10 protein-coding genes are annotated in these 12,791 nt (G+C 42.9%); 4 read left to right on the forward strand and 6 right to left on the reverse strand.

Annotation, left to right across the window (positions count from 1 at the left end; translation table 11 throughout):
• Positions 1–58: 58 nt before the first annotated feature.
• The 6 genes from QE422_RS12265 to QE422_RS12290 form a co-directional block, all read right to left on the reverse strand.
• Positions 59–595 carry a GNAT family N-acetyltransferase gene (locus QE422_RS12265; protein ID WP_307458675.1) on the reverse strand — a complete coding sequence of 179 codons (537 nt, stop codon included), beginning with the start codon at positions 593–595 and terminating at the stop codon, positions 59–61.
• 34 nt (positions 596–629) lie between these two features.
• Positions 630–1,910 (reverse strand): adenosylmethionine--8-amino-7-oxononanoate transaminase, encoded by a 1,281-nt coding sequence (gene bioA, locus QE422_RS12270; RefSeq protein ID WP_307458677.1) that lies wholly within the window; start codon positions 1,908–1,910, stop codon positions 630–632.
• A 494-nt stretch (positions 1,911–2,404) separates the two neighbouring features.
• Entirely contained in the window at positions 2,405–3,379 is a 975-nt protein-coding gene (gene bioB / locus QE422_RS12275) for a biotin synthase BioB (protein ID WP_307458680.1), read from the reverse strand.
• Positions 3,369–4,010: a dethiobiotin synthase gene (gene bioD / locus QE422_RS12280; RefSeq protein WP_307458682.1), complete on the reverse strand. Its 642-nt coding sequence runs from the start codon at positions 4,008–4,010 to the stop codon at positions 3,369–3,371. Before bioD ends, bioB begins: the two co-directional genes overlap by 11 nt.
• 65 nt (positions 4,011–4,075) lie before the next feature.
• The gene (locus tag QE422_RS12285; RefSeq protein ID WP_307458685.1) at positions 4,076–5,182 is read right to left on the reverse strand and encodes an aminotransferase class I/II-fold pyridoxal phosphate-dependent enzyme; all 1,107 of its coding nucleotides are present in this window, start codon (positions 5,180–5,182) and stop codon (positions 4,076–4,078) included.
• Entirely contained in the window at positions 5,172–5,798 is a 627-nt protein-coding gene (locus QE422_RS12290; protein WP_307458688.1) for a hypothetical protein, read from the reverse strand. Before QE422_RS12290 ends, QE422_RS12285 begins: the two co-directional genes overlap by 11 nt.
• A gap of 65 nt (positions 5,799–5,863) precedes the next feature.
• On the opposite strand from QE422_RS12290, the gene QE422_RS12295 reads away from it, so the two are divergent.
• The 4 genes from QE422_RS12295 (at position 5,864) to QE422_RS12310 (ending at position 12,682) form a co-directional block, all read left to right on the forward strand.
• Complete coding sequence (locus QE422_RS12295; RefSeq protein WP_307458690.1) at positions 5,864–7,345, forward strand: PLP-dependent aminotransferase family protein; 1,482 nt, start codon at positions 5,864–5,866, stop codon at positions 7,343–7,345.
• A 45-nt stretch (positions 7,346–7,390) separates the two neighbouring features.
• On the forward strand, positions 7,391–8,416 hold the full coding sequence (locus QE422_RS12300; protein ID WP_307458695.1) for a ligase-associated DNA damage response exonuclease: 1,026 nt from the start codon (positions 7,391–7,393) through the stop codon (positions 8,414–8,416).
• Positions 8,413–9,993, forward strand: a complete 1,581-nt coding sequence (locus tag QE422_RS12305; RefSeq protein WP_307458697.1) for an ATP-dependent DNA ligase — start codon at positions 8,413–8,415, stop codon at positions 9,991–9,993. Before QE422_RS12300 ends, QE422_RS12305 begins: the two co-directional genes overlap by 4 nt.
• A gap of 241 nt (positions 9,994–10,234) precedes the next feature.
• Positions 10,235–12,682, forward strand: coding sequence for a ligase-associated DNA damage response DEXH box helicase (locus QE422_RS12310; RefSeq protein ID WP_307458699.1), 2,448 nt, complete (start codon positions 10,235–10,237; stop codon positions 12,680–12,682).
• Positions 12,683–12,791 lie beyond the last annotated feature (109 nt).

Raw genomic sequence — 12,791 nt, forward strand, 5'->3', positions numbered from 1 at the left:
TGAAAGAAAAAACTTTCGGCATCCAGCGCCCTCCTTCCCTCTTAAAATCGTCTCTGTATTATTTTTTCATCCATTCTTCGCGAAGGATAGCATAAATTACGTCATCAACCCATCTGTTTTTCCAGAACAGGCTTTTTATGAAATGTCCTTCTTTACGGAAGCCGATACGCTCCATTAATCTGATGGAATCTGAATTATCCGGATCAACGGAAGCCATAATCCGGTGTTTACCAAGATCATTAAATAGGAAATCGATCACTCCCTGCAAGGCTTCGGCAGCGTAGCCTTTACCCTGAAAATCTTTATTTAAAGTAATACCCAGCTCAACCTGAAGGTTTTCAGCTCCAAAAAAATGAATTCCGATATCTCCGATCACAGCTTCAGTTTCCCTGTCCGTAATCAGTACCTGGTACCAGCTTTCCGGCTGATTGAATTCTATTTTATTCCTTTGGATAAAACTTTCCACATCCTCCCGACTTTCAGGAATCCAGCTCTGGAATTTGTTGGCTTCCGCATCTGAACGGTAAGCAAAAATATTTTGTGCATCATTGAAGTTTAGATCCCGTAGAAATAATCTTTCCGTATAAAGTTGCATAATCGTGCTGTATTTCTCTGCAAAAATAAGATTATTATTGATCCCGAACTTCCAGCTCGTCGAGAACTTCCGTAATATTTCGGTACACGACGTCCAGCTCTTCCGGTGTAATGCAGAATGGCGGCACAAGATACAATACATTTCCCAATGGACGCATAATGATTCCTCTTGTTAAAAATTCCCGGTAAGCCACTTTCCCGATCTCATTAAAATACGAGGTATGGCTGTTGTTTTTAATTTCCCACGCCAGGATTGTTCCGGTTTGTCTTACCTGTTCAACCTTCGGATGGTGCATCAGATGCTTTGAGAAGATATGATGTTTTTCACAAATGGTCTCTACAGCATTCACCGTTTCTTCTTTCAGCAATAGTTCCATGCTTGCCAATGCCGCCGTACAGGCTAAAGGATTCGCGGTAAAAGAATGCCCGTGGAACAGGGTTTTATAACGGTCGTCCGACAAGAAAGCTTCAAAGATCCGACCTGAAGCAGTAGTAATTCCCATCGGCATCGTTCCGCCGGTCAGCCCTTTCGAAAAGCACATGATGTCAGGCTGCTCTGCAAGATAATCGGCAGCAAACAGTTTCCCCGTTCTTCCAAAACCGGTAAACACCTCATCTTGGATCATTAAAATATCATGCTGCCTGCAAAACCTCATCAGCTCTGATAAATCTTCCGGCCTGTGCATCAGCATTCCCGCAGCGCCCTGTACCAAAGGTTCGTAAATGAAACAAGCCAGTTCCTCTGCATGTTTCTCAATAATCGATTTGAGCTCATTCAAATTCTCCGAAGTCGGCGGATCAATGAAAACAACTTCAAAAAGCATTTCGCCGAAAGGTTGGGTCCAGGCACTTCTTCCGCTTACCGACATGGCTCCGAAAGTATCCCCATGATAAGCATTTTTGAAAGCCAGGATCTTGGTCTTCTTTTTTCCTGTATTGTAGGCAAACTGGATGCACATTTTCAGGGCAACTTCCACCGCGGTCGATCCGTTGTCGGAATAAAAAACCTTCTCCTGATTTTTCGGCAGCAGCTTCAGTAGATTTTCAGAAAGCCGTATTGCCGGTTCGTGGGTAAAGCCAGCGAAGATCACCTGTTCCAGGGTATACAGCTGTTCAGATACCCTTTTTGCGATGTATGGATTGGCATGCCCGTGAAGGGTTATCCACCACGAAGAAACCACATCCATATACCTTTTCCCAGTCTCATCAAAAAGGTAGATTCCCTGTCCTCTGACGATAGGAATATCTGGTTCGGCAGTTTTCATCTGCGTATAAGGATGCCAGTTAACGGCACGGTCGCGTTCGGATAGATTCATGTGTTGGCTAGTGATGGATTTGTGGGTTTGTTTCAATGTTAGTTTATTGATTTGATTGATGTGAATGAAGGGGTGAATGGTCAATTGTCAATGGTGAATAATGGATTTGTGGGTTTGCTTCAACATTAGTCTATCAATTTAATTGTTTAGAATGAATGAGTGAATGGTCAATTGTCAATGGTGAATTTTAAGTCATAAGTTGAGAATTAATCTTCAATGCAAATTGATACATGATAAATTTAAATAGAAGCAGAAATTAAAGTTTTCGCTTTTTTAAAGCATAATCAAAATAAATTTCAATTTGAATTCATCCTTTAACATTGATCATTGTCCACTGACGATACCAGATGTCAAACAGTAACAAAATCACCGTAACATAAAGTGTAGAACATGAGTTCAAAAATTGACCATCCACAATTAACTATTAACTATTAACAATGCCCGATGCCGAACAACTAACGAAATTACCGCATCACGAATCACCGAAAACCTCTCTAAGATTGACGACTCATCGGCTTTAACCCCAGCGTATGAAAAAGCTGAAGGTCTTCAGAAACACCCGGATTCGGCGTTACCAGAAGTGTTTCCCGTTCTCCCGTAAAAATAGAATTGGCGCCGGCCATAAAGCACCAGCCCTGTTCAAATTCCGTCATTTCGATTCTTCCTGCGCTTAGCCGAACCATGGAGGATGGCATAATGATCCTCGCAGTGGCGATCATTCTCACCATTTCCCAGGTATTTGTTTTTTCATTGTCCTGAAGCGGTGTTCCGGCTACTCTTGCCAGTGCATTGATCGGAACGGATTCCGGATGTTTCGGCATTGTGGCAAGGGTCAGAAGCATGGATATTCTGTCTCGGTGCGTTTCTCCCAGACCGATAATACCACCTGAGCAAACCGTAATTCCGGCCTTCCGGACATTGTTGATGGTGTTGATCCTGTTATCAAAAGTACGGGTCGAAATGATTTCTTCGTAATATTGCTCCGAAGTGTCTAGATTATGGTTATAAGCATACAATCCTGCTTCCTGAAGGCGGACAGCCTGTTCTTCCGTAAGCATTCCCAAGGTACAGCAGACTTCCATTCCGAGTTCGTTTACGCCTTTTACCATATCGATCACCCGGTCAAAATCCCGGTTGTTTCTCACTTCTCTCCAGGCGGCGGCCATGCAGAAACGGGAAGATCCGCCTTCTTTTGCTTTTTTGGCGTGTTCGATCACCTGTTCGGTGGGAAGCAAAGCCTGGACTTTAATGTTGGTGTGGTAACGCGCCGCCTGTCCACAGTACGAACAATCTTCAGGGCAGCCCCCGGTTTTGATGGAAAGCAGGGTCGACATCTGGATTTCCTCAGGATTGTGCCATTCCCGGTGAATGGTAGAAGCTTTATAAATCAGTTCAAGAAGCGGAAGATGGTAGATTTCCTCGATCTCTTCTTTGGCCCAGTCGTTTCTCAATGCAGTTTTATTGGTCATTTTTAATGGTTTTTACAATACGTTCTATATTTTCTTTTGTTATGTTTTCCATATCCGGAATTTTGATAATTTCTGTATCCGGCGGAATATTTTTACAGATCACACTCTCCGTATCCGGTGGAAAATTTCCGTTGAGAATGATATATCGGATTTTAATTCCTTTCTGTACCAAAGCCATCATCGACAGCAGGGTATGGTTAATGCAGCCGAGATAATTCCTGATGACGAGAGCAACCGGGATATCCAGCTTTTCGATCAGATCAATCATGTATTCATAATCGTTCAGTGGAACCATCAGTCCTCCGGCCCCTTCCACGATGAGATGATTCCGGGTTTCAGGAAGATGTATTTTGTTTAAATCAATCATAATTCCTTCTTCTTTTGCCGACTGATGCGGGGAGGCTGCCAGCTTAAAACGGTACGCTTCGGGATTACAAAAAACATCTTCACCGACCCAGGTTTTTATTTTCATTGAATCTGAAAAATCAAGATCTCCCGATTGTACAGGCTTCCAGTAATCTGCATTGAAATATTTTGTCAATACAGCCGAACAGACCGTTTTTCCGATCTCTGTACCGATTCCGGTGATAAAAAGAGCTTTATGTATTGGTCCGGATAATTTTTCTTTCATATTTTTAATTCATAAATATTCATTTTGCTGAATCACAATTCTAAAAAGCAATTGTTTTTTTAGCTTTACTTAAATTCTTTAATAATTCTTGTGAGGTTAATGATTTCATCTTCTCCGTTAAAGCTATGCAGGCAGATCCGTAATCTTTCAGCTCCCGCTCTCACGGAAGGACTGAAGACCGCATACGTGAGAAAGCCATTCTCATGTAAAGCACTGTTTAATGCCCTCAATTGATAATTATCGGGAATTATGATGGCCTGGATGGGACTGTTGGCTGAAGAAGGACTTTCAAGCTTTTGGTTACGGAAAATCCGGATCGTATCCTGAAGCTTATGGGAAAGATCTTTATTGGCTTTCATAAAATGATAGCCTTCCCGAATACTCATCCATAAAAAATCTTGTGCAGAAGTGCTGTAAATAAAAGGGGAAGCAAAGTTCACTAAGTACGATCTTATCAAATGGCTGATCAGGATTGCTGCGCCGTGGCTTCCCAATGCTTTTCCATAGGTGATAACGGTTGCCAGCACTTTACTTTGCAAGCAATGCTGATCGATCAGACCGTAACCGAATACGCCGAAAGCATGGGCTTCATCGACAATCAGTCCTGCATTGTACTTTTCTGCAATTTCAGCGATTTCCTTTAGCTGTGCGATATTTCCGTCCATCGAATAGAGGCTTTCGATGGCGATGTAGCAGGTTCCGGTCTGCCTTTTTAAAATCTCCTCCAGGTCATGACCGTCATTATGTCTGAATTTCAGTTTTTTGGCATTCGACAGTTTACAGGCATCATGCACCGAACGGTGAATCTGTTCGTCCACAATGATAGTATCATGGCGGGTCAGCAATGTAGAAAATAAAGCAAGGTTGGCATTATAGCCTGACGAAAAAAGCAGCGATGCCTCATATTGGTGTTCGTTGGCAATAAAACGTTCTGTATCTTCAACGATCCTGCTGTTTCCGCTGATCAGCCGCGAACCGGTGCTTCCTGTAAGCAATTCCGGATTTTCGGTAATGTTTTTCAGAAGTATATTTTGAAAATCTTTGTTTCCAGCCAATCCCAGATAGTCGTTGGAGTAAAAATCGATTCCCGGCTGTTTAGATTTCAGTATTCTCAATGTTCCCTCCTGCTGCCTTTTCTGTAAGGCTTCCTGAAAATAAGAATCACTGAACATCTTCCGGCTGCATGATCTGTTCTGAGATTTTGGCGATCCATCGGTTGTGGAGCAGCCGTTCTATGTCCAGAATAACCTCAGCATGCAGTTTCCAGTCTTCCGAAAAAGTATCGAGCTGATGGATCATTTCTTCGAGATGACCTTCCTCTTCAAGGATAATTGATTTCACCATGACTTTGGATGAATATTTCGTCAGAATATCCTGATAGACCGGATACAATTCATCCGCCCGGACTTCAATAGCGTAGGTGACGAAAAGATAGGCCGCATATTTCAGCGGTTCTCCCGATAGCCTGAAATGCTGCTGAAGATAGCGGCAGGCTTTTATATCCAGCGCATGCAGATATTGTCTTGTTGCAGTGGCTGCCAGCAATTCATTGCTTTGGTAGGTTTTGCAGATTTCTGGGTGTATTTTTAAAATCTGTTTTTTCAGATAATAAGCGTGGCGGTGCTCTTCAGCGGCGTGCTTGAGCTGTATGAGACTTACCTCCGAAGGATGTTCGCAGGCAGAAATTTTCCGGGCACCGGCATTTTCCATGAAAGAAAGTGTATTAAGCCATTTCGCGTGAGTCGTATCATGCTGTACAACTTTTTCCAGGAGATTGTAGAGTTCCATTCTTTTTTGTTTTGGTCCAAAAGTAGTATATTGCCGGATGGTTGTATGGTGCCAGTTTTAAGATTATGGATAGTCCGGTTGAAATTCCTTATCAGAGTTTTATTAAAATCGACAGAAATTCGGAGGTTTCTGTCTATATGCAGATTTCAAATCAGTTAATTAATGCGATTCAACGTGGATATTTGCCTTTTGGCACCAAGCTGCCCGGAACTCGGGCTATGAGTAAGATCCTGGAAGTACACCGAAATACGGCAGTTTCCGTTTACGATGAACTGTTTGCCCAGGGATGGGTCGAAAGTTTTCCCAATAAAGGAACTTTTGTTATCGGAAAAAATGAAGAACAGCCTTCGGAAATTAAAATGTTTGAGAAAAAACATCTCGAAAACTATCCTAAGCAAACCGGTTTTTCCTTTAAAATCTCTAATATTTTAGATAATCCGTTTGAACAGTCCCATTGCGAGTTTATTTTTAACGATGGCATTCCCGATATCCGGCTGACCCAGATCGATCAGCATTCCCGGATCTACAGTTCCATCTTAAAGAGAAAAGCCCATAAGATCGGCCAGTACAATCAGGATGGAAGCGAATTTTTCAAGCAGCACCTTTCAAAATATTTAAATCGGTCTAGGGGTCTCCCAATATCCAAAAGCAACCTGCTGATCACCAGAAGCACGGAAATGAGTATCTATATTGTTTCCGAAATTCTTTTGTCTAAAGGAGATACCGTGATTGTAGGAGCGCTAAGCTACTTCTCCGTTAATATGATTTTCCAGAAAGCCGGTGTAAACATCAGGTCTGTACCAATCGATCAGGAGGGCATTAATGTAGAGGAAGTACGGAATATCTGCCGGCAGCAGAAAATCAGGATGCTATACCTTACACCACATCACCACTATCCCACTACTGTTACCCTGAGTGCCCAACGGCGGCTTGAACTTTTGCAGCTGGCTGAAGAGTTCGGTTTTATTATCCTGGAAGATGATTACGATTATGATTTCCATTACGATAAAAGCCCTATTTTGCCGCTTGCCAGCGCCGATACCAACGGAATGGTCGTGTACATCGGTTCTTTTGGGAAATCCCTCGCTCCGGGATTCCGTACCGGTTTTATTGTAGCACCTGAAAACCTGATGGCAGAAATGAGGAAATACCTCGGAATCATAGACCGGCAGGGCGACATTCTCATGGAGCATGTGCTGGGTGAAATGATTGCTGAAGGGGAGATTAGCCGATACTTAAAGAAATCGTTGAAAGTATATCAGGAAAGACGGGATTATTTAGCCTCTCTGCTTCAGGAAAATTTAGCTGGCCTTATACATTTTGAAAAACCTTCCGGTGGTCTTGCGTTATGGCTGGAATGGCAGGTTCCGGTGAATCTGATGCAGTTGGCCCGGAGCTGTGCAAAGAATAATGTGTTTATCCCGAAAACTCTATTGTACCAGAATAAAGATCTTACCGCGATGCGTCTCGGTTTTGGAAATCTCAATACAGAGGAAATGGAAAGATCGGTTGGAATTTTTTCAGAATCTGTAAAAAAGATCATATAAGATTGGTTAGATTTTTGAATACTAAAATTCAAATCACGCACACCATTGAAGCTTATCAAATTCACAAATAAAGGCATTTACTGTCCGCAGGGGAAATTTTACATCGATCCGTGGCGGCCGGTTGATCTGGCAGTAATTACCCACGGCCATGCCGACCATGCACGCTGGGGAATGAAAAAGTACCTGTGTCATCATTACACCAAACCTATTTTATACAAAAGGATCAGCGAGGATATCGAATGCCAGAGCGTAGAATATGGCGAGGTCATCAATATGAATGGTGTAAAGGTTTCGTTTCATCCCGCCGGACATATCATCGGCTCGGCGCAGATCCGCCTGGAATACAAAGGCTACGTCAGTGTTGTTTCCGGAGACTATAAAGTTCAGGATGACGGCCTGAGCACACCTTTTGAACTGGTACGATGCAATGAATTTGTAACGGAGAGTACTTTCGGACTGCCGATCTACAATTGGCTGGAAACTGAGGATCTTAATAAAAAGCTTCAGAGCTGGGTGCTGCGCAATAAAGAAAATCAGAAGACTTCCATATTCATCGGTTATTCTCTGGGAAAAGCACAGAGAATCATGAAAGCGGTAGAAGGCCTGGGAAAAATCCATGTCCACTACTCGATTGGAAAACTGAATGAAGCTTTTGAAACCGTAGGCATCAAGCTTCCCGAATACGAAATTCCAGATTTCAGGGAAAGCGTAAAGCATGTGCAGGACGAAATCGTTATTGTTCCGCCGGCTTTGCTGGATTCTAATGTGATAAAAAAAATTCCCAATGCTGCTACTGCCATCTGTTCCGGATGGATGCAGGTGCGTGGGGCAAGACGCTGGAGAAGTGCCGACGCCGGATTTGCCATGAGCGATCACGCCGACTGGAAAGGATTGCTTCAAGCCATTAAAGCCACTGAAGCGGAGCTTGTACACGTTACCCACGGGCAGACTGAGGTTTTCTCCAAATATTTAAATGAAATCGGAATACAATCTGATGTGGTAGAAACCCTTTACGGCGATGATGATGAAGAGGAAGTGGAAAAAGAAACCATTAAAAATCCGGAGCCATGAAGAATTTTGCCGAGCTGATCAATGCACTGGAAAGCACGAATAAAACCAATGCTAAGATCGATGCCATCATCGATTACCTGGAGCGTGCGCCCGACGATGATAAAGTATGGTTTATCGCCCTGTTTACGGGCAAAAGGCCAAAACGGAACGTCAACAGCAATTACATGAAAGAATGGGCACTGGATATTACGCAGCTGCCTTTCTGGCTGTTCCAGGAAAGTTATTCTTCCGTAGGAGATTTGGGTGAAACCATATCATTGATCCTTCCTCCGCCAACCGAAAAAATAGAACGTTCCCTGTCCGAATGGATGGATGATATCGTGAATCTTAAAGATAAAACAGACGCTGAGAAAAAAGATTTCATTCTCACTTCATGGAACGGATTGGATTATACCGAACGGCTGATTTTCAATAAACTTTTGGGGGGAAGCTTCCGGATCGGTGTCTCCGATAAAACGCTGATTAATGCACTTACGAAATTTTCAGAACAGGAATCGAGTGCTTTGATGCACAGCTTAATGGGAAAATGGCTTCCGAATGAAGTCTCCTTCCAGGAGCTGATTGCTGCGGAGAATGTGAACCCGGACAATTCAAAACCTTACCCATTCTGCTTGGCCTATCCGCTGGAAAAAGATCTTGAAGATCTCGGAACTCCGAAGGAATGGCTGATTGAATATAAATGGGACGGAATCCGCGGACAGATCATTAAAAGAAATGATGAAGTATTCATCTGGTCCAGAGGGGAAGAACTGGTGACCGAGCAGTTCCCCGAAGTAAAGGAAGCCGTTGAAAAAATGAATGGAAATTTTGTGATCGACGGGGAAATCCTGGCGGTAAAAGACGATAAAGTTTTAAATTTTAATGAATTACAGAAACGCTTAAACCGGAAAACATTAACAAAGAAAATGTTATCTGAAATCCCGATACAGGTTTTTGCATATGACCTCCTGGAACTGGAAGGCAATGATTTAAGGGAAAAACCCATCTCCGCAAGAAGGGCAATGCTGGAAGAACTGCTGTTAAACGAAACTCCCGAACATATCAAAATCTCCGAAGTCATTGAATTTAATGACTGGAATGAACTGGATAAGATCCGGGAAGCTTCCAGGGAGATCAACAGTGAAGGATTAATGCTGAAACAGAAAAATTCGCTCTACCATTCCGGCAGAAAAAAAGGCGACTGGTGGAAATGGAAAATTAATCCGCTGACGATCGACGCCGTTCTCATTTATGCACAAAAAGGCAGCGGACGAAGAAGCGCCTACTACACCGATTATACTTTTGCCGTGAAAAATGAAGATAAGCTGGTTACCATAGCCAAGGCCTATTCCGGTTTAACAGATAAGGAAATTATGGAAGTCAGCAAATTTGTCAATAAAAATGCCATCGAAAAATTCGGTCCTGTACGAACCGTTAAGCCCGAACTGGTTTTTGAAATCGCCTTTGAGGGCATCGGTTTCAGCAACCGCCATAAAAGTGGTGTCGCTCTGCGTTTTCCCAGAATCTTAAGATGGAGGAAAGATAAAACAGTGGAGGAAATTGATGATTTGGAGGAAATTAAAAAACTTATACAGTAGATTTAAGATAAAACTTTTCCAAACCATTAAGATTTTATGAAGGAGTTTAGAAGTATTAAGTTGAGCTTCGCTTTAAGCACCACTAAATTAAAATCTTTGATTTCTCTTAATCAACCTTAAAATCTTAATAATCCTTAATGGTTAAAATGATTTGGTTAAAAAATTGATACTATAGATTTCAACGTAGGTCCATAAGGATGGATCTTTACGCTCATTGCGTTAAAATAAACAGATTTACAATTTGACAGCATTCGAAAATACCGGCGGTTACCAAATCATCCAGAACTGGATGGGCGATAAAGGCATTGCTCCCTTTAAATTTCAGACGGAAACGTGGTGGAAATTCGGGAACGGATACAGCGGAATGGTTGTTGCGCCTACGGGATTCGGAAAAACCTATTCCGTTTTTTTAGCCCTGATTTCCGATTTCCTGAACCATCCTGAAAAATATAAAAAAGGACTGAAAATGATCTGGATCACGCCGCTCCGTTCGCTTTCCAAAGATATTGCAAAGGCCATGCAGGAAGCGATTGATGAGATCGGCCTCGACTGGGCAGTAGGTGTACGGAACGGTGATACGGATCCGAAAATCCGCCAGCAGCAGGTTAAGAACATGCCGGAAATTCTGGTGGCAACACCGGAAAGTTTACATTTGCTGTTGGGTCAAAAAAATCATCAGCGGTTTTTTACCAATTTGCAGACCATTGTGATTGACGAATGGCACGAGCTGCTTGGTTCCAAGCGTGGGGTAATGATTGAGCTTGGCATTTCGCGGCTCAGGACCTACGTGCCTAAAATGAAAATCTGGGGAATCACGGCTACCATCGGCAATCTTGAAGAAGCAATGGAAGTTCTCATTCCGTATGATATTAAAAAAACAAAAATCACCGCCAAAGAGAAAAAGAAGATCGACATTCTTTCCGTTTTTCCGGATGAAGTCGAAATTTTGCCCTGGGCGGGACATTTGGGGCATAAACTGGCCGATAAAGTGGTTCCGATCATCCTGAATTCCAACTCCACCATTGTTTTTACCAATACCAGAAGCCAGAGTGAAATGTGGTATCAGCTGTTGCTGAATGCTTATCCGGATTTTGCCGGGCAGATCGCGATTCACCACAGTTCCATTGATGCCCATCTCAGAATATGGATCGAAGAAAACCTAAGCTGCGGAAAATTAAAAGCCGTGGTTTCCACTTCATCACTGGATCTGGGAATCGATTTTAAGCCGGTAGATACCGTGATCCAGATCGGTTCTGCAAAAGGGGTAGCCAGATTCCTGCAACGGGCAGGACGAAGCGGTCACTCCCCTTTTGAAACGTCAAAAATCTACTGTGTACCGACCCATTCACTAGAGCTGATCGAAGTTTCGGCTCTCAAGGAAGCGGTAAAAAATAACGTCATCGAACCACGGGATCCGCAGGTGCTCTGTTTTGATGTTCTGGTCCAGTTTTTAATGACGCTGGCCGTTGGAGACGGTTTTCTTCCCAATGAACTTTATCCTAAAATTAAAGAGACGTATGCTTTCCGAGAAATGACCGAAGAAGAATGGAAAGGCATGCTGGACTTCCTGACCATCGGTGGAAAGGCCCTGAAAAGTTATGAAGAGTTTCACAAGATTGTCGTTGATGATCAAGGTCTGTATAAAGTGACTTCCCGGAGAATTGCCATGCTCCATAGGATGAATATGGGCGTGATCGTCAGCGATGCTATGCTGAAGGTAAAATTCATTTCCGGCGGTTATATCGGCATGGTGGAAGAATATTTTATTTCGAGATTAAAAAAAGAAGATAAGTTTATCCTGGCCGGCCGTGTGCTTGAAGTAGCCATGATCAAAGATATGACTGTCTTTGTACGTGCTTCCAAAGGAAAAGCTTTTGCCCCGAGTTATCTGGGCGGAAGGCTTCCGTTGAGTACGAATCTCGGGCAGTTTCTGAGGGAAAAGTTATCCGGTGCCCTGAATCCGAAAGCTTCTGAAAAGGAACTGAAATTCCTTCACCCACTGTTGTCGAATCAGGAAGAACGTTCCCACATTCCGAAAGAAGATGAATTCCTGGTAGAACTTATCAAAAACCGGGAAGGTTATCATTTATTTATGTATCCTTTTGAAGGACGGCTGGTGCATGAAGTGATGGCTGCCCTGGTTGCCTACAGAATTTCCAAGCTCGCTCCGATCTCATTTTCAATGGCAATGAACGATTACGGCTTTGAACTATTCAGTGATAAGGAAATTCCTTTGAATGAAGAAAATCTGGGCCGGATTTTAACAAGAGATAACCTGATGAATGATGTTATTTCCAGCATCAATGCCGCAGAAATGGCAAGACGAAAATTTAGGGATATTGCGGTAATTTCCGGCATGGTGGTTCAGAATTTCCCGGGCCAGCAGCGTTCCAACAAGTCGCTTCAGAGCTCGGCCGGACTGATCTTCAAAGTGTTGGAAGATTACGATCCGAATCATTTTTTAGTACGGCAGGCTTATACCGAAGTGTTCAACGCCCAGCTTCAGGAACAGCGGCTTGTTGAAGCTTTCAAACGTATTGAAAAGTCAAAAATAATCCTGAAATTTGCCAATACATTTACCCCGCTAAGTTTCCCGATCAAAGTAGACAGCTTACGGCAGACACTTTCCAGCGAAGATCTGGATTCGAGGATCCAGAAGCTGATTCAACAAGCCACGAAAGTAAAATAGTGAATAGTGAATTCTGCTTCGCTGGTCAATTTTGCTTCGCAAGTGAATATTTAAAAGTTGTTTAAAATAGCCATTGACCACAGGAATTGACCATTCACAATTCACATTA

This window comes from Chryseobacterium sp. SORGH_AS_0447 (assembly GCF_030818695.1).
Lineage (GTDB): Bacteria > Bacteroidota > Bacteroidia > Flavobacteriales > Weeksellaceae > Chryseobacterium.